This window comes from Sphingomonas sp. NFR04 (assembly GCF_900114095.1).
Lineage (GTDB): Bacteria > Pseudomonadota > Alphaproteobacteria > Sphingomonadales > Sphingomonadaceae > Sphingomonas.
In genome coordinates this window covers 22,502-45,374 of the sequence record NZ_FORV01000005.1, presented here as the reverse complement: position 1 = coordinate 45,374, position 22,873 = coordinate 22,502, and the positions used below count along the sequence as shown (strand labels likewise).

The 22,873-nt window shown below is 66.9% G+C and carries 18 protein-coding genes, 3 tRNA genes and 1 pseudogene; 4 read left to right on the top strand and 18 right to left on the bottom strand.

The window, feature by feature from the left end; genetic code table 11:
• Positions 1–134: 134 nt before the first annotated feature.
• Positions 135–224: transfer RNA gene (locus tag BM009_RS14980), tRNA-Ser, on the top strand.
• A 52-nt stretch (positions 225–276) separates the two neighbouring features.
• Here BM009_RS14980 and BM009_RS14975 read toward each other — a convergent pair.
• The 5 genes and pseudogenes from BM009_RS14975 to cyoA all read right to left on the bottom strand — a co-directional run bounded on the left by BM009_RS14975 (position 277) and on the right by cyoA (position 5,572).
• Positions 277–1,482 carry a DUF2252 family protein gene (locus tag BM009_RS14975; RefSeq protein ID WP_093297459.1) on the bottom strand — a complete coding sequence of 402 codons (1,206 nt, stop codon included), beginning with the start codon at positions 1,480–1,482 and terminating at the stop codon, positions 277–279.
• A 131-nt stretch (positions 1,483–1,613) separates the two neighbouring features.
• A complete protein-coding gene (gene cyoD, locus BM009_RS14970; RefSeq protein ID WP_093297457.1) occupies positions 1,614–2,000 on the bottom strand; it encodes a cytochrome o ubiquinol oxidase subunit IV in 387 nt (128 codons plus the stop codon).
• Positions 1,997–2,665: a cytochrome o ubiquinol oxidase subunit III gene (gene cyoC, locus BM009_RS23015; protein WP_302847368.1), complete on the bottom strand. Its 669-nt coding sequence runs from the start codon at positions 2,663–2,665 to the stop codon at positions 1,997–1,999. Before cyoC ends, cyoD begins: the two co-directional genes overlap by 4 nt.
• A 33-nt stretch (positions 2,666–2,698) precedes the next feature.
• Positions 2,699–4,654 (bottom strand): annotated as a pseudogene (gene cyoB / locus BM009_RS14965) (cytochrome o ubiquinol oxidase subunit I); the annotation flags it as partial.
• Positions 4,655–4,657: 3 nt separating this feature from the next.
• A complete protein-coding gene (gene cyoA / locus BM009_RS14960; RefSeq protein WP_093297454.1) occupies positions 4,658–5,572 on the bottom strand; it encodes a ubiquinol oxidase subunit II in 915 nt (304 codons plus the stop codon).
• Positions 5,573–6,087: 515 nt separating this feature from the next.
• Here cyoA and BM009_RS14955 point away from each other — a divergent pair.
• A complete protein-coding gene (locus BM009_RS14955) occupies positions 6,088–6,336 on the top strand; it encodes a hypothetical protein (RefSeq protein WP_093297453.1) in 249 nt (82 codons plus the stop codon).
• Positions 6,337–6,412: 76 nt separating this feature from the next.
• On the top strand, positions 6,413–6,859 hold the full coding sequence (locus BM009_RS22290) for a hypothetical protein (protein WP_139216637.1): 447 nt from the start codon (positions 6,413–6,415) through the stop codon (positions 6,857–6,859).
• Positions 6,860–7,029: 170 nt separating this feature from the next.
• On the opposite strand, the gene BM009_RS14950 is transcribed toward BM009_RS22290, so the two are convergent.
• The 7 genes from BM009_RS14950 to BM009_RS14920 all read right to left on the bottom strand — a co-directional run bounded on the left by BM009_RS14950 (position 7,030) and on the right by BM009_RS14920 (position 12,925).
• A tRNA-Lys gene (locus BM009_RS14950) sits at positions 7,030–7,105 on the bottom strand.
• 28 nt (positions 7,106–7,133) lie between these two features.
• Positions 7,134–7,209: transfer RNA gene (locus BM009_RS14945), tRNA-Lys, on the bottom strand.
• A 101-nt stretch (positions 7,210–7,310) separates the two neighbouring features.
• Positions 7,311–8,429, bottom strand: coding sequence for a rod shape-determining protein RodA (gene rodA / locus BM009_RS14940; RefSeq protein WP_093297451.1), 1,119 nt, complete (start codon positions 8,427–8,429; stop codon positions 7,311–7,313).
• Entirely contained in the window at positions 8,429–10,456 is a 2,028-nt protein-coding gene (gene mrdA / locus BM009_RS14935; protein WP_093297449.1) for a penicillin-binding protein 2, read from the bottom strand. Before mrdA ends, rodA begins: the two co-directional genes overlap by 1 nt.
• 3 nt (positions 10,457–10,459) lie before the next feature.
• Complete coding sequence (mreD, locus tag BM009_RS14930; protein WP_093297447.1) at positions 10,460–10,969, bottom strand: rod shape-determining protein MreD; 510 nt, start codon at positions 10,967–10,969, stop codon at positions 10,460–10,462.
• On the bottom strand, positions 10,969–11,868 hold the full coding sequence (gene mreC / locus BM009_RS14925; RefSeq protein WP_093297445.1) for a rod shape-determining protein MreC: 900 nt from the start codon (positions 11,866–11,868) through the stop codon (positions 10,969–10,971). The genes mreD and mreC overlap by 1 nt, the downstream gene beginning before the upstream one ends.
• A 16-nt stretch (positions 11,869–11,884) precedes the next feature.
• Positions 11,885–12,925: a rod shape-determining protein gene (locus BM009_RS14920; RefSeq protein WP_064313791.1), complete on the bottom strand. Its 1,041-nt coding sequence runs from the start codon at positions 12,923–12,925 to the stop codon at positions 11,885–11,887.
• A 152-nt stretch (positions 12,926–13,077) separates the two neighbouring features.
• On the opposite strand from BM009_RS14920, the gene mutL reads away from it, so the two are divergent.
• Positions 13,078–14,916 (top strand): DNA mismatch repair endonuclease MutL, encoded by a 1,839-nt coding sequence (gene mutL / locus BM009_RS14915; protein WP_093297444.1) that lies wholly within the window; start codon positions 13,078–13,080, stop codon positions 14,914–14,916.
• Between the two features lie 7 nt (positions 14,917–14,923).
• Here the strand turns inward: mutL and BM009_RS14910 are convergent, their stop codons facing one another.
• From BM009_RS14910 to BM009_RS14885, 6 genes are all read right to left on the bottom strand, one after another.
• Positions 14,924–15,541, bottom strand: a complete 618-nt coding sequence (locus tag BM009_RS14910) for a CAP domain-containing protein (RefSeq protein WP_254772304.1) — start codon at positions 15,539–15,541, stop codon at positions 14,924–14,926.
• Positions 15,542–15,686: 145 nt separating this feature from the next.
• Positions 15,687–16,562 carry an acyl-CoA thioesterase gene (locus BM009_RS14905; RefSeq protein WP_093297440.1) on the bottom strand — a complete coding sequence of 292 codons (876 nt, stop codon included), beginning with the start codon at positions 16,560–16,562 and terminating at the stop codon, positions 15,687–15,689.
• A complete protein-coding gene (locus BM009_RS14900; RefSeq protein WP_093297438.1) occupies positions 16,562–17,686 on the bottom strand; it encodes an acyl-CoA dehydrogenase family protein in 1,125 nt (374 codons plus the stop codon). The genes BM009_RS14905 and BM009_RS14900 overlap by 1 nt, the downstream gene beginning before the upstream one ends.
• A gap of 160 nt (positions 17,687–17,846) precedes the next feature.
• Positions 17,847–19,031 carry an acyl-CoA dehydrogenase family protein gene (locus BM009_RS14895; RefSeq protein WP_175488049.1) on the bottom strand — a complete coding sequence of 395 codons (1,185 nt, stop codon included), beginning with the start codon at positions 19,029–19,031 and terminating at the stop codon, positions 17,847–17,849.
• A gap of 275 nt (positions 19,032–19,306) precedes the next feature.
• Entirely contained in the window at positions 19,307–21,331 is a 2,025-nt protein-coding gene (locus tag BM009_RS14890) for a 3-hydroxyacyl-CoA dehydrogenase NAD-binding domain-containing protein (protein ID WP_093297434.1), read from the bottom strand.
• A 206-nt stretch (positions 21,332–21,537) separates the two neighbouring features.
• Positions 21,538–22,761, bottom strand: coding sequence for a serine hydrolase domain-containing protein (locus BM009_RS14885; RefSeq protein ID WP_093297433.1), 1,224 nt, complete (start codon positions 22,759–22,761; stop codon positions 21,538–21,540).
• Positions 22,762–22,873 lie beyond the last annotated feature (112 nt).

Sequence of the window (22,873 nt, the reverse complement as noted above, 5' to 3'; positions counted from 1 at the left end):
CGCGAGCCGTTTCCGCGCCGGCGAAAAAACTTGAAAGACCCTGCTTGCGGCCCCCAGAACTTTGCGCTAGTGGCCGCGCCTCACAGCGACCGGTACGCAGTTCGGGCCTTCCCGAAGCGCGTATCCTCCCTAGCGGAGAGGTGCCGGAGTGGTCGATCGGGGCAGTCTCGAAAACTGTTGAGCTCGTAAGGGTTCCGAGGGTTCGAATCCCTCCCTCTCCGCCACGGGGACCACGCTGCCGCGTCGACCGGATCGACGCCTTTCTCCCGGACAGCATCACGCAGCGACGGCATAGCGCCGGCAGTGCTCGAGATAGCCGACCTCATGGCGGCCGGCGAGCGAGACGACGCTCTCCCACAGCCAGGACGGCGTATCGAGATTGCCGCGGCGATCCTCGGCGAGGATCTCCAGCCACGCCGCGCGCGCATCGGTGTCCATCTGCCGGGCATGCGCCCTGCCGACGACGAAGGCGAGATAGCGGGCGGACTTCACCGCCTCGCCGCGGCTGAACTGGTCGAGCTCCAGCTTGAGGTCCTGCGGCGCCAGCTCGCGGACGAACAGCGAGCGGCCGAGCATCCGCACCGGCGCCATCCGCCTACCGAGATGCGGCGAGAGCGCGCGGGCGGCGGCGACCACCCGATCGGCATTGTCCTTCGGCAGTTCGGCACCCGGCGCGGCGGGGGCGATCGGATCGATCGCTTCCTTGAGGTCGATCAGCGCATAGTCCTTGCGCCCCTTGTCATCGGGAATGGCGACGATGGCGGCATAGCGGAGCAGGCCAAGCGAACTGCACCCCTTCATCCAATAGGCGGCGTCGACGAGCCGGATCTCGCGGGCTGCATCGGCGTCTTCGGCGCCGAGCACGGTGCCGAGCACCGCAGGCTTGGCGAGCGCGGCCTCGAGTGCTGCGCGTTCCTTGTCCTCGATCGGCCAGAAGCGCTTGCCGAGCGGGATCTGCGGCTCCACCGCGTCGAGCCGCTCCTTGGCGAGGTGGCGCCAGCGCCGCCCCAGCGCGCGGCGCTTGACGCTCTGCACCACCTCGGGCTCGACGCCGGGATCGCCGCTGGTCGGATCGTGGATGGCGGCGACATAGCCTTCCATCATCTCCTCCAGCATCTGCGCGGTGACGACACCGGGAAGATCGGCACCGCGCGCCGCGGTGGCGAGCGACAGGCCGAGGCGGATGATGTCGTGCGCGGGATTGCCGATCACCGCCTGGTCCATGTCGCGGATCTGCACCTCGACCCGACCGTCGCCGTTGGAGAGGGGGCCGAGATTGCCGACATGGCAGTCCCCGCAGATCCAGATCGATGGCCCCTGCGGCACGCGCGCGGAGACCGGCGAACTTTCCAGCCAGTCGTAGAACTTCGCGGTGTTCCCGCGGACATAGGCATGCGCCGAGCGCGCCATCTTCAGTGTGCGGTTGGCTTCGAGGATGGTGGAGCGTTCGGCGGGGGAGAGCGGTGCGGGTTTCTTGGCCATGATGCTGCAACGCACGAACGCGGCAAACGTAACGAACTGTTGCGCGCTCGGGCGCAGGACGCGTCGCCTGTCGGGACGACGCTTCCTGCGCCCGGCATTCTCCCCTGATCTTGTGCGTGGCAGCGGCAGTCTCAGGACTGCATGCGCATCATCTGCTCCATCGGCATCATGTTGGCGTTGAGATTGTCCATGATCCAGATCGATCCGACGACGACGAGCACCACGATGATGATGCCGAAGGCGAGGGCGAGGACGTTGTTGGTGCTGTCCGGCGCGGTGGTGATGTGGAGGAAGAACACCAGGTGGACGCCCATCTGCGCCACCGCCAGCACGCACAGCCCGATCGGCACGCCGGGTCGCCAGAGCGCTCCGGATTGCGCTGCCCAAAAGGAGGTCGCGGTCAGCGCCAAGGCCAGCAGCAGGCCGATGATGTAGCCGGCGCTGCCCGACAGGAAGCTGTCCCGCTCTTCGCCCGGCGCAGCATCGCTGTGGCCGGCATGCGTGTGATGGTCGGTCATAGGCTGGTTCCAAACAGATAGACGATGGTGAAAACCGCGACCCAGACGATGTCGAGGGCGTGCCAGAACAGGCTGAAGCACAGCAGCTTGCGCTGCACCTTCGGCTCGAACCCGCGGGTGGCGATCTGCGCGGCCAGCGACACCAGCCAGACCAGCCCGGCGGCGACATGGAAGCCGTGATAGCCGACCAGCGTGAAGAAGGCCGAGAGGAACGCCGATCGCGACGGACCCGCGCCTTCTGCGATCATGCCGGCGAACTCGCGCAGCTCGATCGCAAGGAAGGCGGCGCCCAGCAAGCCGGTGAGGGCGAGCATGAGCTGGGTGGTCCCGACGTTCCGCCGTTTGGCCGCGAGGAAGGCCAGGCCGCAGGTGAAGGTCGAGAAGAGCAGGCAGACCGTCTCGATCCCCACCGTCGTCCGGCTGAACAGCATCTTCGCGGTCGGGCCGCCGTCGGTGGCGTGCGCGAGCACCGCATAGGTGGCGAACAGTGCCGAGAACATGATGATGTCGGTCAGCAGGAAGACCCAGAAGCCGAAGCCGGCGACGACGGTCTTGTCGGCAGGGCCGGTGTCGCGGACGCCGGCCTCGGCACCCCTATGGCCCAGCTGGTGGGGATCGGTGATCTCCAAGGCGGCGTGTGCGGCTTCCTGGTGCTCCGCCGTCACCTCGGCGAGTGCGCTGGTGCGGACGCCGCGCCGGGCCTGGTCGAGCCGGGCAACCTCGGCCGCCGGGATCTCGATCTCGTCCTCGCGGCGCCAGCCGAACCTGGCGAGCGCGACGAACCCTGCCGCCACGCTCAGCACCACCAGCCACCAGATGTGCCAGATCAACGCGAAGCCGGCGAAGCTGGCGAAGAAGGCGGTGATGACACCGATCGGCGACGGGCGGGGCATTTCGATCGCATGATAGGCGGGTGCCTCGGCCAGCTGCAGCTGGGCGATGGCGCGCTGCTTGATGCCCCAATAAGCCTCCTCGCCGCGCACGTCGGGGAGCACCGCGAAGTTGAACGCCGGGGGCGGCGAGCTGGTCGACCATTCGAGCGAACGGCCGTCCCAGGGATCGCCGGTCCGGTCGCGCAACTGGTCGCGGTTGCGGATCGAGACGAACAGCTGGATCGCCTGGCAGAGCACGCCGCACAGGATGACGAGCGCACCGCATGCCGAGGCGATCTCATAGGGCTGCCAGCTGGGGTCGTTGTAATGCTGCATGCGTCGCGTCGCGCCCTGCAGGCCGATCACGTACATCGGCATCCAGGCGAGATAGAAGCCGACAAACCAGCACCAGAAGGCCGCCTTGCCCCACCCGTCGTGCAGGCGGAAGCCGAACGCCTTGGGGAACCAGTAGGAATAGCCGGCGAACAGCCCGAACACGACGCCGCTGATGATGACGTGGTGGAAATGGGCGACGAGGAACTGCGAGTTGTGGACGATGAAGTCGACCGGGGGCACCGCGAGGAGGACGCCGGTGAGGCCGCCGGTCACGAAGGTGATCATGAAGCCGACCGTCCACAGCATCGGCACTTCGAACCGGACGCGGCCGCCGACCATGGTGAACAGCCAGTTGAAGATCTTCACGCCGGTCGGCACGGCGATGATCATCGTCGCAATGCCGAAGAACGCGTTGACGTCGGCGCCCGCGCCCATGGTGAAGAAGTGGTGCAGCCACACCATGCACGACAGCACGCAGATCACCATCGAGGCGGTGACCATCGAGCGATAGCCGAACAGCGGCTTGCTCGAGAAGGTCGAGACGACTTCCGAATAGATGCCGAAGGCGGGGAGCACGAGGGCATAGACCTCGGGATGCCCCCACATCCACACCAGGTTGACGAACATCATCGCGTTCCCGCCACCATCGGTGGTGAAGAAGTGGAAGCCGAGATAGCGGTCCAGCGTCAGCATCGCGAGGCAGGCGGTGAGGATCGGGAAGATCGCCAGGATCACCAGGTTCGAGGCGAGTGCGGTCCAGCAGAACACCGGCATGCGCGTATAGGCCATGCCCGGCGTACGCAGCTTGAGGATCGTCGTCACCAGGTTGACCGCGGACAGCACGGTGCCGACGCCGGTGATCTGCACCGACCATAGATAATAGTCGACGCCCACCCCGGGCGAATATTGCAGCTCGCTGAGCGGCGGGTAGCCGAGCCAGCCGGTCCGCGCGAACTCGCCGACGAACAGGCTGACGTTGATCAGCAGCGCGCCCGACGCGGTCAGCCAGAAGCTGATCGAGTTCATCGTCGGGAAGGCGACGTCGCGCACGCCTAGCTGGAGCGGCAGCACGAAGTTCATCATCCCCATCACCAGCGGCATCGCCACGAAGAAGATCATGATCGTGCCGTGGGCGGAGAAGATCTGGTTGAAATGCTCCGGCGGCAGGTAGCCCTGGTTGACGCCCGAGGCCATGGCCAGATGGGTGCGCATCAGCAGCGCATCTGAGAAGCCGCGCAGCAGCATGATCAGGCCGAGCAGCACGTACATAATGCCGATGCGCTTGTGATCGACCGAGGTAATCCATTCGCGCCACAAATAGCCCCAATGGCCCTTGGCGGTGATCCAGGCGAGCACGCTCCCGATCACCGCCAGCACCACCACCGAGGTGATCAGCGGCAGCGGTTCGGTGAACGGGATGGCGCTCCAGGTGAGTTTGCCGAGCATCCGTCAAAAGCCCTTGTTGCTGGCGCCGTGGTCGGCAGCCATGGGGTGGGGGGCGACCGCAGCGGTCGCGATCGGCTTGCCGACACTGATGCGATCGAACAGCGTCGGATCGATCGTGGCGTAGGTGATCGGCGCCACCGCCGAGCTGGGCCTGGCGAGGGCGGCATAGCCGCGCGCGTCGAGCGCCGAGCCGGCGGCCTTGGCGGCGGCGATCCAGGCGTTGAAGGCCGGGCGCGATACCGCGTCGTAGCGGAAGTGCATGTCCGAGAAGCCGTCGCCGCTGAACTGCGCGGAAAGGCCGTCATAGCTGCCCGCGCGATCCGCGATCAGGTTGAGCTGCGAGACCATGCCGGTCATCGTGTAGATCTGGCCGCCGAGCTGAGGCACGAAGAAGCTGTTCATCACCGTGGCGGAGGTGAGCCGCATGTGCACCGGCGTGCCCACCGGCACCACGATGCGGTTGACGCTGGCGATGCCCTCCTTCGGATAGATGAACAGCCACTTCCAATCGAGCGACACCACCTGCACCTCGATCGCCTTCTGCGACGAGGCCAGCGGCCTGGCCGGATCAAGCTCGTGGCAGGCGATCCAGGTGACGCCGCCGAGCAGCAGGATGATCATCGCCGGGATCGACCAGATGATGAGCTCGACCTTGCCCGAATAGGCCCAGGTCGGGCGATAGCGCGCCTTGGTGTTGCTGGCACGGAACCACCACGGGATGCACACCGTGGCGATCATCACCGGCACCACCACGCACAGCATGATGCCGGTGGCGTTGAGCAGCAGCGTCTTTTCGGCGACGCCGACCGGCCCTTGCGGGTCCAGCACGCCGCGGTTGCATCCACCGAGCAGCAGCGCGAGTGCGCCCGCGCCGGTACGCCGCCAGGGGAAATTCGGTTTGGGGCTGGGCGCGCTCATAGCGATCCGACCCCGGCGCGTCGCCTCGATCGGGCGAGCCTTTGCTGCTTTCTCACGTTGCACCTCGACATGTTGCGACGGTCTAAGGAGGACGCGTCCTCGCTTGGGGCGAACGTGACATGCGGGTGCCGGAGGGGTCTTGGATCGGATTGGCGCGGCTGGTCGCATGTTGCGCTGCAACGGTGGCAGCTAACCTGCGCAACTATCGACTATCACTGGACGGGTATCAGGCGTCGCCGGCGGTGTGGGTACCTCCGGGAGGGGCACACAGACGTAGGTTGCCTGCGGTACGGACGTGCCGGCCCTAGGTGAAGAGGTGCAAAGACAGCGGAGAGATGGTGGACACAGCTTACTGGCCGCAGCGTGCGAACGCTCGCGGTCACCGCAACCCCAGCCAACGTTATCAAGTCCATCGGCTATGTCGAACGCGGCGTTACCGTTGCCCCCGACGACCGGCATGGAAGTGCTGGTCCGCGTCGGGTTCAAGTGGCGGAAGATCGCGCAGGGCTGACCACATGGCATCGCCTCGCGCACTCCTTGCCCGCGTCCAGCGCCTTGAACAGGCACGCATCGCCCCACGCTCGCCGTTCGTGGCAGCTTATGGGTCGTTCGATGCCTTTGCCGCCGAGACTCAGGCGGGCATTGACGCAGGCCAGTTCGACAGCCGCGAGATGCCGGTCATCCTGAATTGCATCCGCCGCTGGCATGACGATGGTGTTTGGGGGCTGTGGCATCGGGACCGGATATGGGAAATGGTTCGGTGAAGGATCCCAAATTCCTTGGTAACGGAGGCGTTTCTCTACCGTTTGCCGGAGTGTGATATTTCGATAGTGTAGCGGGATGACCCGATTCAGAAAAATGGTTGCCGTCATACTTACTCTGATGATTGTCGGGGGCATCACGATTACAGTTTTCGTCAGCAGAGAGCGAGAGCGTCAACGGCTTGATAAAATTGTGCACGGCACAGTGGCGGGTGCCATAACTTATAATTGTAATGGCCCTGTAGAAGTGAAGCTGATTGCGGACAGGAACATAGGGGAACCCGCCGTTTGGAGCGTCCAAACGAGCGGTTCGACCCCGGTCCGCGCAAACAGCTTTATTGCTGACACTGGTAGTATGGGTGGTTCTCAAGGCCTTCGCTGGAAGGGGTCAGATGGACAGCAAAGGACAGCAATCATGTCCTATAGCGATATTGTCGGCGAATACGGTCCGGAAACAATTTGGTTCTCGTCAGACCGTTACGACTTCATTTGCATGCCCGACCCGGCCAGTTTTCATCGCCACTAACGCGCTGCCAGCGCCTTGCATCCCCTCGGTGCAGGGCGCTGTCGTGAGCGGTTGTCGTTGTTTTTAGCAGCAACCGTCGCGCTGCTAAAAATCCGCTAAAAGCGCCCGCAACGCAAAAGCGCCCGGCGAGGTGGACCTTTGCATAAATACTTGGTTTTGCTTAGAAAGTTTGGTGGACACACTTGGGCTCGAACCAAGGACCCGCTGATTAAGAGTCAGCTGCTCTACCAACTGAGCTATGTGTCCATACCGGAAGGCGTATCGACAGAGGCGGTGGTGGACACACTTGGGCTCGAACCAAGGACCCGCTGATTAAGAGTCAGCTGCTCTACCAACTGAGCTATGTGTCCATTCCGGCTTCTGCAAGGCGCCCTTTGGTGGGGCACCGCCGCATCGGAGGGGCGCCTTTAGCGTCGCCCCTCGCGGCTTGTAAAGCCCCAAAATGAAAAAATCACCAGCGCGTCTTGGTGCGGCCGTCGCGGTCGATCGAGAGGAGGATTCCCAGGCACAGCATGAACGTCATCACCGCGGTGCCGCCGAAGCTGATCAGCGGCAGCGGCACGCCCACCACCGGCGCCAGGCCGATCACCATCGCCATGTTGATCGAGCAATAGAGGAACATCGTCCCCGAGAGCCCCGCTGCGGTTAGCCGCCCGAACCGGGTCTTCGCGCGCATGCCTACGCCGATCCCCCAGGCGATCAGCATGCCGAAGGTGACGATCAGGAACACGCCGCCGGCCAGCCCCCATTCCTCCATCATCGTCGCCAGCGCGAAGTCGGTCTGGCCCTCGGGCAGATAGTCGAGATGGCTCTGGGTCCCCTGGAGGAAGCCCTTGCCGAAGATGCCCCCCGAACCGATCGCGATCTTGGACTGGGTGATGTGATAGCCGGTGCCCAGCGGATCGCGCTCGGGATCGAGGAAGATCAGCACGCGGTTGCGCTGGTAATCGTGCAGCACGAAGTTGAAGGCGAGGGGGGCGGCCACCGCCACCGCCAGCGCACCGGCGATGAACAGCCGCAGCGGCACGCCTGCCAGGAACATCACCATGACGCCGCAGCCGGTGATCATCAGCCCGGTGCCGAGATCGGGCTGCATGATCACCAGCAGTGCCGGGACTCCGATCAAAATGCAGGCAGGCCAGATCGCGACGAACTTGCGCGTCTCGCTGGCCGGCAGCATTTCATAGAAACGGGCGAGCGCCAGCACGATCATCGGCTTCATCAGCTCGGAAGGCTGGAACTGGAAGCCGCCCAGGCTGATCCAGCGCTGGCTGCCGCCCGCGACCTTGCCCAGCGCCTCCACGCCGAGCAGCGCGACCACCAGCGCGCCGTAGATGGGCAGCGACCATTGCGACCAGAACCGTACCGGCACGCGTGACATCGCCAGCGCGACGGCGAGGAACAGCAGGAAACGAATTCCCTGGTTGAACGCCCAGGGCTTGATGCTGCCGCCGGCCGCCGAATAGAGCACGACCAGGCCGAAGCCGCCGATCGCCAGGACGAGGAACAGCACCTTCCAGGGCAGCTGCGCGACTTGCATGGGGACAATGCCGTTGCCGGGCCGGGCCATCAGTCGCCCTCCACGCTGCCGGTGGGCGCCACGTCGCGCTTGGTCGAATCGGCGGTGCTGTTCGCGGCCTGATCGGCGAGGCTGCTCGCCGCTTCCTCCGTGTCCTCAGGCGTCGGCGGCGGCGGCGTGGCCTGCGCGGCGCGGAACGCCGCCGACTGCGCGGCCATCCGCGTCGTATAGTCGCCGCCCCAGGTGGGCTCCACTTCGGCCAGCGTCTTCATCGCCAGGTCGCGATCGAACAGATAGGTCATGATGTCCCGGCCGATCAGCGGCGCGTCGAGGTTGCGGACGGTGTGGCCGTTATGCTCGAGCACGATCGCCGCGGCATATTTGGGATTGTCGTGCGGCGCGAAGCACACCAGCAGCGCGTGGTCGCGCATCTTGAACGGCAGCGATCCGTTCTTGAGCACGCCGGTGCGGCGCTCCGCCATGGTGATGCGGCGGACCTGCGCGGTACCCGTCTTCGCGGCGAGCGCCACGCCCGGCACATACATGCGCGCCGCGCCGCCGGTGCCGCCGCCATTGACCACGCCGTACATCGCGTCGCGCACGATCGCGAGATCCTCCGGACTCACCGGCAGCGGCTGGGCGCCCGACGGGCCGTTGGCGAGCAGGCGCGGGACGAGGATCTTGCCCGATCCCAGCCGGCTGGCCATCACCGCCAGCTGCAGCGGGTTGGCCAGCACATAGCCCTGGCCGATCGACGCATTGAGCGAATCCGCCACCGTCCAGGGGTGATGGTATTTCTTCAGCTTCCAGGCGCTGTCCGGCACCGTGCCGTAGCGCTGGGTGGTGAAGGGCATGTCGAACTTCTGGCCCATGCCCAGCATCCGGGCCATCGGCGCGATCGCATCATAGCCGACGCGGCGGACCATCTCGTAGAAATAGATGTCGCAGCTCTGCATGATCGCGTTCTTGAGGTCGAGCGGTCCGTGCCCACCCTTCTTGTGGCAGTGGAACACGCCGTTGCCGACGCGCAGCGCACCCGAGCAGACGACGCGGTCATGTGCCCCCACGCCGGCCGCGAGCAGCGCCAGGCCGTTCATCGGCTTGACGGTCGAGCCAGGCGGATAGAGGCCCTGCAGCACCTTGTTCATCAGGGGAACGTGATCGTCCTCGGACAGCATCTTCCATTCGGTCTGGCTGATGCCGTCGGAGAAGCTGTTGGGATCATAGGCCGGCATCGACGCCATTGCGAGGATGTCGCCGCTCGCCACGTCGATCACGATCGCCGAGCCCGAATTGGTGCCCAGCCGCCGTGCGACATATTCCTGGAGACCGGCGTCGATGGTGAGCTTGATGCTTTCGCCCGGCTGGTCGGCACGGGTTTCCAGCTCGCGGACCGGGCGGCCATGCGCGGTCACCTCGACGCGCTTGGCGCCGGGCTTGCCGCGCAGGCGCTTGTCCAGCGTCTTTTCCAGCCCATCCTTGCCCAGCTTGAAGCCGGGCGTGACGAGCAGTGGATCATGATCCGCCTTGAACTGCTCGGCCGAGGCGGTGCCGACATAGCCGATCAGATGGCCGACGCCGGCGCCGAGCGGATAGTGGCGGGCATAGCCGCGGGTCGGCGCCACGCCGGGCAGCTCGGGCTGGCGGACCAGCACCGCGGCGAAGCGGTCCCAGTCGAGATTCTCCGCCACCTGCACCGGGCGGAAGCCGCCGGCACGCTTGAGGTCGGTTTCGATCCGGGCGAGGTCCTCGGGCGCGAGGTTGAGCAGCCGGGTGAGCTCGGCGAGCAGCTTGTCCTTGTCGACGATGCGATCGGGGATCAGGTCGACGCGGAAATCGGTGCGGTTGCTGGCGAGCGGCTTGCCGCTACGATCGAGCAGCCAGCCGCGGCGGGGCGGGATCAGCGTGTTGTTGACCCGGTTGCTCTCGGCCTTGAGCTTGTACTGCTCGTTCTCGACGACCGACAGCCAGGCCATGCGCCCGGCGAGCACCATGCCGACGGCACCCTGCGCCGCGCCGAGCACGACTGCGCGGCGGGAAAAGCTGTAGGTCTGGGCGGCTTCGGTGATCCGCACCATGGCTCAGGCCTTCACCACGTCACGGTCCAGCCAGGCGCACAGCCGCGAGGCGAGCGGGAACAGCATCGCCGACGCGCCGGCCTGGAACAGCAGCGCCGCATCGACCTTGGCCGAGATGGGGGACGCAAGGAACCGCCCCGCGATCAGCACGAAGGCGGTCGCGCCCGCGGCAATCAGCCAGTCCTGCCAGAAGTTTCGCCACACGATGCGCGTCTCTAGCACGTCGATGATCAACATGCATGCCATCCACAGGAACATCGCCGAGCCGAAGGGCTGGCCGCTGAGCAGATCGTCGAACAGCCCCAGCGGTGCTGCGACCCAGACGCGCAGCGCATCGGGTCGCAGCAATCGCCAGCCGAGCAGCATCAGCAGCCCGAACGGCGGCAGGAAGGGCACGGTGGCGACCACCGGCAGGAGCGTCACCAGCGAGGCGAGCGCGATCGACAGCGGCGCCAGCCAGCGCGCCCGGGGGCGCGGCGAGGGCACTCCCAGCGGCTGGAGGTCGAGCGCCATCACTTGGCCTTGGGGGTCGCGGCGGGGGTCGGAAAGGCCTGGGGCGGCGGCGCAGGCTCGGGCAGGAACACGCGCAGCACCATCACGAAATCGGCCATGTCGGGGTTGCTCGCCGGCGTGACGACCGAGGAATCGCGGCCGGTCGCGCTGACCTTGCCGAGCGGGATGTTGGGCGGGAACACGCCGCCGGTGCCCGAGGTGACGAGCAGATCGCCGGTGCGGAACGGGTTGGCGGCGGCATTGGCGGCGCGCACGTCGAGCGTGCCGTCGCCCTTGCCGGTGACGATGGCGGGCAGCCCGTCGCTCGCCCGGCGGACGGGAATGGTGCTGTCCGGATCGGTGATCAGCAGCACGCGCGAAGCGTTCGGCCCGGCTTCGACCACCTGGCCGATCAGCCCGTCGCCGTCGCGCACCGGCTGGCCCTGGCCGACGCGCTGCCAGCTGCCGGCGTTGAGCGTCGCGTAGCGGCGGGTGCTGGAGGCGGAGGAATTGACCAGTCGGGCGACGACGATCGTCTCCGGCGTGGCGTCGCGGGCCTTGAGCAACTGCCGCAGTCGCTGGTTCTCGCGTTCGAGCCCAAGCGCGCGCTGGAGCGCGGCATGCTCGGCCTCGATCTGGCGCTTGAGCCGGGCATTCTCGCCGCGCACGCCGAAATAGCTGCCGATCGCCGTCGGCACGCTGCCCACGCCGCGCCGCACCGTATCGAGCCCAGAGGAGACCGGCGTGGTCACTTCGGCGACGGTGCTGCGCAGCGCGGCGAACAGATGCGGGTTGTAGCGCGAGACCAGCACTAAGCCGCCGCCGATCAGCAACAGGCCGATCGCCGCCACATAGCTGAAGAACAGCCCATATTGCGCCCGTCGCGAAAACCCCGGGCGCCGATTCCGTGGCGGCGCCATCGCCGTTGGCCTTTCGTCAGACCTGGAGGAGAACGCCGCGGAACATCGGATCTTCGAGCGCACGGCCGGTGCCCAGCGCCACGCAGGTCAGCGGATCGTCGGCGACGGTGACCGGCAGGCCGGTCTCGTCGCGCAGCACTTCGTCCAGCCCGTGGAGCAGCGCGCCGCCGCCGGTGAGCACGATGCCCTGGTCGACGATGTCGGCGGCCAGTTCCGGCGCGGTGTTCTCCAGCGCGATGCGGACGCCCTCGACGATCGTGTTGACCGGCTCGGACAGCGCCTCGGCGATCTGGCCCTGGTTGATCTGGATTTCCTTGGGCACGCCGTTGACGAGGTCGCGACCCTTGATGTGGATCGTCTTGCCGATGCCGTCGACCGGCGGCTTGGCGACGCCGACTTCCTGCTTGATCCGCTCGGCCGTGGCCTCCCCGATCAGCAGATTGTGGTTGCGGCGGACGTACGAGACGATCGCCTCATCCATCTTGTCGCCGCCGACGCGCACCGACGTGGAGTAGGCGAGCCCGCGCAGGCTGAGCACCGCGACTTCCGTCGTGCCGCCGCCGATGTCGACGACCATCGAGCCGATCGGCTCGGTCACCGGCATGTCGGCCCCGATCGCGGCCGCCATCGGCTCCTCGATCAGCCACACCTGGCTGGCGCCGGCGTTCGACGCGGCATCGCGGATCGCGCGGCGCTCGACCGAGGTGGAGCCCGACGGCACGCAGATCACGATCTCCGGCCAGCGCATGAAGCGGCGCTGCCCGTGCACCTTGCGGATGAAGTGCTTGATCATCTCTTCGGCGACATCAATGTCGGCGATCACGCCGTCACGCAGCGGACGAATCGCCTCGATCGAGCCGGGGGTCTTGCCCATCATCAGCTTGGCGTCGTCACCGACCGCCTTGACCTTCTTCACGCCGTTCAGCGTCTCGACCGCCACGACCGACGGCTCGTTCAGCACGATGCCGCGTCCACGCAGATAAACAACGGTATTCGCAGTACCCAGATCGATCGCCATGTCATGCGACATGAATTTGAAAATGCGGGAGAAAGCCATCTATTGATCCGTCCTGCCGGGTTGGGCGCCCCCCGTCCGGCTGCTCGCACAAATTGTTTGGCCCGAACCCTTTCCGGGACGGAGTTTAATCCGGCCTGGTGTCATGCGGATGCGGGTCGCGGGAGGCCGTCGCTTGGGCTACAGCGAATGGCATGTCAATACGCCGCCTGCCCGAACACCTCGTCAATCGTATCGCTGCCGGCGAGGTCGTAGAACGTCCTGCCAGTGCGCTGAAGGAACTGGTTGAAAACGCAATCGACGCAGGCGCTACACGGATCACCGTGAAGCTGGCCGGCGGCGGCATCGAATTGATCGAGGTGATCGACGATGGCTGCGGGATGGCGCCGCCCGAAATGGCGCTGGCGCTGGAGCGCCATGCCACCTCCAAGCTGCCGACCGACGATATCGAGCACGTCGCAACGCTCGGTTTTCGCGGTGAGGCGCTGCCCTCGATCGCCAGCGTCGCGCAGCTGACGCTGGAAAGCCGGGTGCGCGGCGCCGAAGGCTGGTCGCTGACGGTGGATAACGGCGCGCGGATCGCCGAAGGCCCCGCCGCGCTGCCGCCGGGGACGCGGGTGCGGGTGGAGGCACTGTTCGGGCGCGTACCCGCGCGGCGCAAGTTCCTCCGCTCGACGCGGGCCGAATATGCCGCCTGCCTCGACGGGATGAAGCGGCTGGCGATGGCGCGGCCCGACATCGCCTTCACGGTCGAGCATGACGGCCGCCGCGTGCTGAGCGTGCAGGGCGGGGAGAGCCGGCCGGCGCGGGTGGCGGCGCTGACCGATCGGGCGCTGCAGGAGAACAGCGTGGCGATCGATTTCGAACGCGAGGGGCTGGTGCTCGGCGGGGTCGCCAGCATCCCGACGTTCAACCGCGGCGTGGCGGACCACCAATATCTGTTCGTCAACGGCCGCCCGGTGAAGGATCGGCTGCTCGTCGGCGCAGTGCGCGGCGCCTATGCCGAGATGCTCGCGCGCGACCGGCATCCGGTCGTGGCCTTGTTCCTCGACGTGCCGCCCGAGGTGGTCGATGTGAACGTCCACCCGGCCAAGACGGAGGTGCGCTTCCGCGATCCGGCGCTGACGCGTGGGCTGATCGTCAGCGGCCTGCGGCGGGCGCTGGACGCTGCGGGGCATCGCAGCGTCCAGCGGCCGAGCGAGGCGGCACTGGGGCTGTGGCAGCCGGGGGGCGGGGGGAGCCATAGCCCCTCCCCTTCAGGGGAGGGGTTGGGGTGGGGCAGTGTCTCACCGAGACCAAGCTATGACCTGGAATCCCTCCACCCCAACCCCTCCTCTCAGGAGGAGGGGCTAAGGCATTATTCCGGTGCCGTCCGCGATTCCGGCTCCTTCTTCGCCGCTGCGCCCTATGCCCGCGCCGAACCCGCGCGCCACGAAGCCCCGCTCGCCACCGACTTCCCGCTCGGCGTCGCCCGCGGCCAGGTTGCCAAGACCTATATCGTGGCGGAAGCGCAGGACGGCCTCGTCCTGGTCGACCAGCACGCCGCGCACGAGCGGCTCGTGCTGGAGCGCATGCGCCGCGCCATGGCCGGCGGCACCGTACCCAGTCAGGCGCTGCTCCTTGCCGAAGTCGTCGAGCTCGACGAACCCGGCTGCGACCGCCTGGAAGCCCGGATCGAGGAACTGCGCGCCTTCGGGCTCGAGCTCGAACGCTTCGGCCCGCGCGCGATGCTGGTCCGCGCCGTGCCCGCCGCGCTCGGCACCGGCGACGTCCACGGCCTGGTCACCGATCTCGCCGACGAACTCGCCAGCTTCGACGAGGCGCTGAGCCTGAAGGAACGGCTCGACCATGTTGCCGCGACGATGGCCTGCCATGGCTCGGTCCGCGCCGGGCGCATCCTCTCGGTCGCCGAGATGAACGCGCTGCTCCGCGAAATGGAAGTCACCCCGCATTCGGGCCAGTGCAACCATGGCCGCCCCACCTGGGTGAAGCTGGCCCATGGCGACATCGAGAAGCTGTTCGGCCGGAAGTGACGGCCGATCAGCGCTGCTGCAGGGCGTAGTGGAGGCGCACCGGTCGGCCATCCTTGGTCGCGCTGACGTCGACGACGCAGATATGCTCCATCTTGCTGTGCGGCCCGCAGCCGATCCCGGCAAATTTGAGCTTGGAATCGAACAGCAGGCGGCGGTGGCCGCGATCGGGCACGCCGTCGTCGACGATCATCTGGCGCACCACTTCCTCGGCATTGTCGAAGCCATAGGCGATCGCCTCGCCGACGAAGATGTCGCCGCCATGGCGCTTCACGCGGACGCCGGGATCGCTGCCATCGGCGCCGCGGTGCCCGCGTGCGCCGATCGCGCCTTGTTCGCGGGAAAAGTCCACCGCAGCCAGCGCCAGTATGTCCGCCTGGGTGAGCGGTGGGAGCGGCGCCTGGCGTTCGAGAAAGGCGATCGTCTCGTCGACCACGACCGTACCCTCGCGGGTGAGAATGCCGTTATAGTCGCCCGGCATGTAGACGACGGCGCCGTCGAAATAGCCGCGATATTCTCGGAGCTTCTCGGCATAGGCACGAGGATCGGCCCGTGCGGCGTTGATCTGGGCGAGGACCGACTCCTCAAGAGTTTGCGCATGCAGCGCCGTTGCGGCGAAAAGCCACACGAGAAGGCTGCATATCGCGGAGACGCGATACGACATAAGGATAAACCCCGAACCTCCCGCTCCGGGTTTATCTGCACGACTCGTGGATAATCAAGCGTAATAATTGCGCAGGCGAGATGAAAACGATCGCTCGCGAGACGAATGGTCAGGCGGCGCGGATCAGCCCTTCCTGCGTCACGCTCGCCACCAGCCGGCCGTCGCGCGCATAGATGCTGCCACGGTTGAAACCGCGCGTGTGGCCGGCCCAAGGACTGTCGGTCGCGTAGAGCAGCCAGTCGTCGAAGCGGAACGGCTCGTGCAGCCACAGCGCATGGTCGAGGCTGGCGGTCTGCACCTGGCCGCTCATCCAGCTGACCCCGTGGGGGAGCATGCAGGTGCCGAGCAGGGTCATGTCGCTGGCATAGGCCAGCATCGCGCGGTGGAGCGCGGGCTCGTCGGGCAGGGGGGCGATGACGCGAAACCAGCTATATTGCCGCGGTTCGCGGGGTTCGGGGTTGAACCAGTTGCGCGGGCTCACCGGGCGGATCTCGATCGGGCGGGCGCGCAGGAAGAAGCGCTTGAACTTCTCCGGGATCTGGTCGCGGATCGCCTCGCGCAGCTCGGCCTCGGAGCGGAGGTCCTCGGGCGGCGGCACCTCGGGCATCGCATCCTGATGGTGCAGCCCTTCGGCGGGCAGCTGGAACGAGGCCGCCATGTTGAGGATCGGCTTGCCCTTCTGCATCGCGATCACGCGGCGGTTGGCGAAGCTGCGCCCCTCGAAATCGCGCACCACCCGGTAGAGGATCGGGTAGTTCTCGTCGCCGGGCCGCATGAAATAGGCGTGGAGCGAATGCGCGACCTTGCCGTCCTCGACCGAGCGCTGCGCCGCCTGCAGCGCCTGGGCGATCACCTGCCCCCCGAACACGCGGCCGACGCCGCCCGGCTGGCGCGCGCCGCGATAGAGATCGGTATCGAGCGTTTCGACGTCGAGCAGGGCCGTGAGGCCAGCGACCAAGTCTTCGGGCGATGTCGCGTCGGTCATCAGTAGCCGGCTGCCTCCGCCAGTGCATTGGCGTGATAGTTGGAATCGCCGAACATTTCGGCGAGCACGCGGGCGCGCTTCATGTAGAAGCCGATGTCATATTCGTCGGTCATGCCGATGCCGCCGTGCATCTGGATACCCTCCTGCACCGCAAGCGTGGTGGCAAGCCCGGTCATCGCCTTGGCGATGGCGACCGCCTCGTCGGCGGGTTCGCCGGCATCGAGCAGCTGCTGCGCCTTGAGCGTGGCGGCGCGGGCGACCTCCATCTCGCTGTAGAGATGCGCAGCGCGGTGCTGGAGCGCCTGGAAGCTGCCGATCAGCGTGCCGAACTGCTTGCGTTCCTTCAGATAGTCGAGCGTCATGTCGCTGGCGCCTGCGCCGACGCCGAGCAGCTCGGCCGAGGCGCCGGCCCCGGCGGCGCGCAGCAGCCGGCCGAGCGGATCGGCACCCGCGTCGATCTCGCCGACCACCGCATCGGCGGTGACTTCGACGCCGTCGAAGCTGGCGTGCGCGGCGAGGCTGGAATCGGCGAGGCGTTCGGGGCGGAGGTCGAGCCCGGCGGCCTTGGGGTCGATCGCGAACAGGGTGATGCCTGCCGCGTCCGTATCGCTGCCGGCGGTGCGCGCGGTGACGAGGAGGAGGTCGGCGGCATGGGCATGGTGGGCGAAGCGCTTGGTGCCGGTCAGGCGGAAGCCGTTACCGGCGCGCTCGGCCTTGAGCGCCACCGCGCGGCCGAACTTGGGCTTCTCGTCATGCGCGATCGCGATCACCGCCTCGCCGGCGGCGATGCCGGGGAACCAGCGCTCAGCGTGCGCCGTGCCCTTCAGCGCCTCGACCGCAGCGACGGCGGTGGAGAGGAAGGGGGAGGGGGTGAGGTTGCGGCCGATCTCCTCCAGCACCACGCCCGCCTCGACATGGCCCAAGCCCAGGCCGCCAGAGGCTTCGGGAATCAGGATGCCGGTAAGGCCCATCTCGGCGAACTGCTTCCACAGGTCGCGGCTGAAGCCGGTGGGGTCCTTGGCGTCGCGAAGGGCGCGGAGGTGGCGGACGGGGGCATGTTCGGCGACGAACTCGCGGGCGGTGTCGCGGAGCATCGTCTGTTCGTCGTTGAGGTAGAGCGGCATCGGTATCTCCATCTCCCTCTCCCGCCTGCGGGAGAGGGTCGGGGTGAGGGTGAGTAGGGCGAAGGGCGGGGCCATCCTTCGCCCCACACACCCTCACCCTTCCGCCGCCTGTCGGCGGCTCCCTCCCTCTCCCGCAGGCGGGAGAGGGAAAGTCCGTCCCTCAGCCCGGCAGCTCCAGGATCCGCTTGGCGACGATGTTGAGCTGGATCTCGCTCGTCCCGCCCTCGATCGAATTGGCCTTGGTGCGCAGCCAGGCGCGGGGCTTCGCGCCCTTGGCCGAGGCGTCGCTTTCCCATTCCAGCGCAGCCGATCCGCCGGCGGCCATGATCAGCTCGTGGCGCTGCTTGTTCAGCTCGGTACCGACATATTTCATCATGCTCGGCTGGGCAGGATGGGCGCGGCCGGCCTTGAGCTCGTCGAGGAAGCGCTCGGACATCGCCGAGAAGGCGCGCATCCGCACCTCAAACAGCGCGATCTGGGCGCGCAGGATCGGATCGGCGAGCCGGCCCTGGTCGTCGAGCCCGATCGTTGCGATCGCGCCCTCGATCAGCGGATTGCCGCCGGCGCGGTCCAGCCCCATGCCCGAGATCATCTCGCGCTCATGGCCGAGCAGGTACTTGGCGACGTCCCAGCCCTTGTTCTCCTCATGCACGCGCTGCGCCTTGGGCACCTTCACATTGTCGAAGAAGGTCTCGCAGAAAGGGGAGTAGCCGGAGATCAGCAGGATCGGCTTGGTCGAGACGCCCGGCGAGGCCATGTCGAACAGCACGAAGCTGATCCCGCCCTGCTTGGTCTCCTTCGAGGTGCGGACCAGGCAGAAGATCCAGTCGGCCTTGTCGGCATAGCTGGTCCAAACCTTCTGGCCGTTGATGACATAATGGTCCCCGGCATCCTCGGCCCAGGTCTGCAGGCCGGCGAGGTCCGAACCGGCATTGGGTTCGGAATAGCCCTGGCACCAGCGGATCTCGCCGCGGGCGATCTTGGGGAGATGCTCGAGCTTCTGTTCCTCGGTGCCGTACTTCAGCAGCGCTGGCCCGAGCATCGAGATGCCGAAGCTGTTGAGCGGCGTGCGCGCGCCCATGCGCTTCATTTCCTCGCGCAGGATCTTGGTCTCGGCCGGGGAGAGCCCGCCGCCGCCATATGCCTTGGGCCAGTCGGGCACGGTCCAGCCGCGCGCGGCCATGCGGTCCATCCAGAGCTTCTGGTCGGGATGCGCCCAGTCGGGATTGCGCCCGCCCCAGACAATGTCCTTCTCGGACCGGATCGGCTCCCGCATGGTGGCTGGGCATTTCGCCTCCAGCCAGGCGCGGGTTTCCGTACGGAACTGCTCAAGCTGCTCGGTCATCATCCTCTCCCAAATTCCTCCCCGGCACGGGGAGGGGGACCGCCGCCGAAGGCGGTGGTGGAGGGGACGCTGTCGCAGACGGCGGACTGCGTCCGCCGCCCCTCCACCAGCCTGCGGCTGGTCCCCCTCCCCGTGCCGGGGAGGAGTGAATGGTCCCGCCGTCAGGCGGTGGGAGGGTGAGGGTGGCCAAATTAGCCTGTTATCCCCGCTCACCCTCACCCTTCCGGCGCTGCGCGCCTCCCTCCCTCTCCCAAGGGGAGAGGGAGCGTGGGGCATCACCTATTGAACTTCTCGCCCTTCTCCGCCTTTTCGCGGAGCAGCGGGGCGACCTCGAAGCCGTACTTCTCCAGGCCTTCGACGATCTTCTTCAGACCCTCAGTGTCGGCCCAGAACATCGGCCCGCCCCGGTACGGCGGCCAGCCATAGCCATAGACCCACACCACATCGATATCGCTCGCCCGCTGGGCCATCCCCTCAGCGAGGATCAGGGCGCCTTCGTTGACCATGGTGTAGAGCGTGCGGACGACGATCTCCTCCTCGGTGATCTCGTGGCTCGGCACGTTGAGCTTGCCGCGCCATTCCTCGATCAGCTCGGCGACGCGCGGGCTGTTCGAGGGCTGTCGCTTCTCGTCATAGTCATAGAAGCCCGCGCCCTTCTTCTGGCCCCAGCGGCCCTCGGCGGCCAGCGCGTCGCGGATATTCTCGATGCGGTTGGGATCGCGGTGCCAGCCGATGTCGACACCGGCGAGGTCGGCCATCTGGAACGGCCCCATCGGCATGCCGAAGGCGACATGGACCTTGTCGATCTGCTCGGGCGTGGCGCCTTCGAGCAGCATCTTGGTGGCTTCCACCTGGCGCGGCATCAGCATGCGGTTGCCGATAAAGCCGTAGCAGACGCCCGCGATCACCGCGACCTTCTTGATCTTCTTGCTCAGCGCCATGGCGGTCGCCAGCACGTCGTCGGCGGTCTTGGCGCCGCGCACGATCTCGAGCAGCTTCATGACGTTGGCCGGCGAGAAGAAGTGCAGCCCCACCACGTCCTGCGGGCGGCTGGTGGCGGCGGCGATCTCGTCGATGTTGAGATAGCTGGTGTTGGACGCGAGGATCGCGCCCGGCTTGGCGATCTTGTCGAGCCGGCCGAACACGTCCTTCTTCACGTCCATGCTCTCATAGACGGCCTCGATGATCAGGTCGCACTCGGCGAGATCGTCGAAGTTGAGCGTGGGCTTGAGGAGCCCCATCGCCTTCTCGACCTGCTCGGCGGTCATGCGGCCCTTGGCGGCGGTCGCCTCGTAATTCTTGCGCATCGTGGCCGTGCCGCGGTCGAGCGCGTCCTGCGCCATCTCGACGATGGTGACCGGCACGCCGGCCGAGAGGAAGTTCATGCTGATGCCGCCGCCCATCGTGCCGGCGCCGATCACGCCGACGCGCTTGATGTCGCGCAGCTGGATGTCGTCGGCGATGCCGTCGATCTTGGCGGCCTTGCGCTCGGCGAAGAAGATGTGGCGGAGCGCGGCCGACTGCTGGCCCATGATCAGCTTCATGAAGCCCATGCGCTCGGCCTGGACGCCCTCGGCATAGGGCTTGCCGGCGGTCTGCTCGATGATGTCGATGATCGTGTTCGGCGCGTCGAGCCCGCGGAAGCGCTTGGCGTTGGTCGCGCGGAACTTCGCGAAGGTCTCCGCATCGACGGTGACCGGACGCTCGCTGGAGCGCGACACCGGCTGGCCGATCACCTCATTCGCGAAGGCGACGGCGTCGGCGAGCAGGCTGCCTTCACCCGCGAGGCGGTCGACGAGGCCTGCGTCCTTGGCCTGGGTTGCCGAGATCGGATCGCCCTTGGTGGCCATTTCCAGCGCCACCTCAACGCCAGCCACGCGCGGCATGCGCTGGGTGCCGCCGGCGCCGGGAAGGATGCCGAGCTTCACTTCCGGAAGGCCGAACTTCGCCGAGGGCACGGCGATGCGATAGTGCGATGCCAGCGCCACTTCGCAGCCGCCGCCGAGCGCGGTGCCGTGGACGGCGGCGATCACCGGCTTGTCGAGCGCCTCGATCTGGTCGACCAGCACCGGCAGCGACGGCTCGGCCATCGCCTTGCCGAATTCGGTGATGTCGGCGCCTGCGAAGAAGGTCTTGCCGGCGCAGAGGATGACGACCGCCTGGATGCTATCGTCACCCTTGGCTTCCTCGATGCCGGCCTGCAGCCCCTGCCGCACCGCCGCGCCGAGCGCGTTCACCGGCGGATTGTCGGAGGTGAGGATCAGGACAGGGCCCTGACGGCTGGTGGTAATCACGGACATGCGTTCGAACTCCTAGTTCGCAGTTCCGGCCGGGGCCGGGAGGGTAAAGAGAAGGCAGATCCTCCCCTGCAAGGGGAGGTGGCAGGCCGAAGGCCTGACGGAGGGGTGTCGCCGCTGGGGGCGTCTGGCTGCGGCCGAGGCGGGGACACCCCTCCGGCGCTGCGCGCCACCTCCCCTTCCAGGGGAGGATCGAGAAAAGTCCGCCATCACCGCGTGAGCGCCGAATAGATCAGCGTCTTCAGCTCGCGCCGAATCGGGTAGAGCATCGACGGCGAGAATTGCGTCATGAACACCATCGAGAGGCGCTCGACGGGATCGACGAAGAAGGCGGTCGAGAACATGCCGCCCCAGTAGAACTCGCCGACCGAGCCGGGGATCATCGTCTTGGCGACGTCGAGATTGATCGCGAAGCCCAGGCCGAAGCCGACCCCGGCATTGGTCGTCTCGTTGAACAGCCCGCGCGAGAGGCTGGCGAGATCGCGGCCGCCGGGCAGATGGTTGATCGTCATCAGCTGGACGGTCTTGGGCGAGACCAGCCGCACGCCGTCGAGTTCGCCGCCGTTCAGCATCAGCGTGTTGAAGCGGTGATAGTCGAGCGCGGTAGAGACGAGCCCGCCGCCTCCCGACAGCAGCCGGGGGAAGCGCGACCAGGCCGATGCCTCGCCGCGATCGTAGAGCACCCGGCTTTCGCCTTCCTTCATCGTCCAGCAATCGGCGAGGCGATGGACCTTGTCGGCGGGTACCTGGAAGAAGGTGTTGTGCATGCCCAGCGGCGCGAAGATGCGCTCGGCGAAGAAGCGGTCGAGCGTCAGGCCCGACAGCCGCTCGACCACCGCCCCCAGCACGTCGGTGGCGACCGAATAGGTCCAGGCCTCGCCCGGCGAAAATTCCAGTGGCAGCGTGCCGAGGGTGGCGACGAACTGGTCGAGCGTGAGGTTGCCGTGCCAGCTCTCGATCCGCCCGGCGCGGTAGGCGGCGTCGACCGGGGTGCGCTCCTGGAAGCCATAGGTGAAGCCGGCGGTATGCCGCAGCAGGTCGACCATCCGCATCGGCTGCGCGGTCGGCGTCGTGTCGAAGGGCTCGCCATTGCCGCCGCCGGCATAGACGCCGACGCCCTTCAGCTCCGGCAGCACATGGTGCACCGGCGTGTCGAGCGCGACCAGCCCTTCCTCCAGCAGCATCATGAAGGCGAGGCTGGTGATCGGCTTGGTCATCGAGGCGATGCGGAACAGAGTCGATTCGTCGACTGCCGCGCCGCCCTCGCGCGCCGCACCCTGGTGCGAGAAATGGACGATCCGCCCGTCGCGCGCGAGCAGCAGCTGCGCATGCGGCAGCTTGCCGGTGTCGAGATAACGCGTCTTCACAAAGGCATCGATCCGCGCCAGCCGGGCGGCATCGAATCCATGGGCGATCGGGTCGTCGACTTCCATGCTTGGCGGCATACCTCTCGTTCGAATTCGGTTCAATGCACCTTCTGGCGGATGCCCGCTTTCTATTGCCTTGAGCGCGCGGCAAATCAACACTAACGTGGGCACCGGTTGG

What these genes read in the sequence shown, in the direction of transcription:
- BM009_RS14975 (WP_093297459.1), bottom strand. Translation starts at nt 1,482, where the DNA reads ATGGCCAAGAAACCCGCACCGCTCTCCCCCGCCGAACGCTCCACCATC.
- cyoD (WP_093297457.1), bottom strand. Translation starts at nt 2,000, where the DNA reads ATGACCGACCATCACACGCATGCCGGCCACAGCGATGCTGCGCCGGGC.
- cyoA (WP_093297454.1), bottom strand. Translation starts at nt 5,572, where the DNA reads ATGAGCGCGCCCAGCCCCAAACCGAATTTCCCCTGGCGGCGTACCGGC.
- BM009_RS14955 (WP_093297453.1), top strand. Translation starts at nt 6,088, where the DNA reads ATGGCATCGCCTCGCGCACTCCTTGCCCGCGTCCAGCGCCTTGAACAG.
- BM009_RS22290 (WP_139216637.1), top strand. Translation starts at nt 6,413, where the DNA reads ATGACCCGATTCAGAAAAATGGTTGCCGTCATACTTACTCTGATGATT.
- rodA (WP_093297451.1), bottom strand. Translation starts at nt 8,429, where the DNA reads ATGGCCCGGCCCGGCAACGGCATTGTCCCCATGCAAGTCGCGCAGCTG.
- mrdA (WP_093297449.1), bottom strand. Translation starts at nt 10,456, where the DNA reads ATGGTGCGGATCACCGAAGCCGCCCAGACCTACAGCTTTTCCCGCCGC.
- mreD (WP_093297447.1), bottom strand. Translation starts at nt 10,969, where the DNA reads ATGGCGCTCGACCTCCAGCCGCTGGGAGTGCCCTCGCCGCGCCCCCGG.
- mreC (WP_093297445.1), bottom strand. Translation starts at nt 11,868, where the DNA reads ATGGCGCCGCCACGGAATCGGCGCCCGGGGTTTTCGCGACGGGCGCAA.
- BM009_RS14920 (WP_064313791.1), bottom strand. Translation starts at nt 12,925, where the DNA reads ATGGCTTTCTCCCGCATTTTCAAATTCATGTCGCATGACATGGCGATC.
- mutL (WP_093297444.1), top strand. Translation starts at nt 13,078, where the DNA reads ATGTCAATACGCCGCCTGCCCGAACACCTCGTCAATCGTATCGCTGCC.
- BM009_RS14905 (WP_093297440.1), bottom strand. Translation starts at nt 16,562, where the DNA reads ATGACCGACGCGACATCGCCCGAAGACTTGGTCGCTGGCCTCACGGCC.
- BM009_RS14900 (WP_093297438.1), bottom strand. Translation starts at nt 17,686, where the DNA reads ATGCCGCTCTACCTCAACGACGAACAGACGATGCTCCGCGACACCGCC.
- BM009_RS14895 (WP_175488049.1), bottom strand. Translation starts at nt 19,031, where the DNA reads ATGACCGAGCAGCTTGAGCAGTTCCGTACGGAAACCCGCGCCTGGCTG.
- BM009_RS14890 (WP_093297434.1), bottom strand. Translation starts at nt 21,331, where the DNA reads ATGTCCGTGATTACCACCAGCCGTCAGGGCCCTGTCCTGATCCTCACC.
- BM009_RS14885 (WP_093297433.1), bottom strand. Translation starts at nt 22,761, where the DNA reads ATGGAAGTCGACGACCCGATCGCCCATGGATTCGATGCCGCCCGGCTG.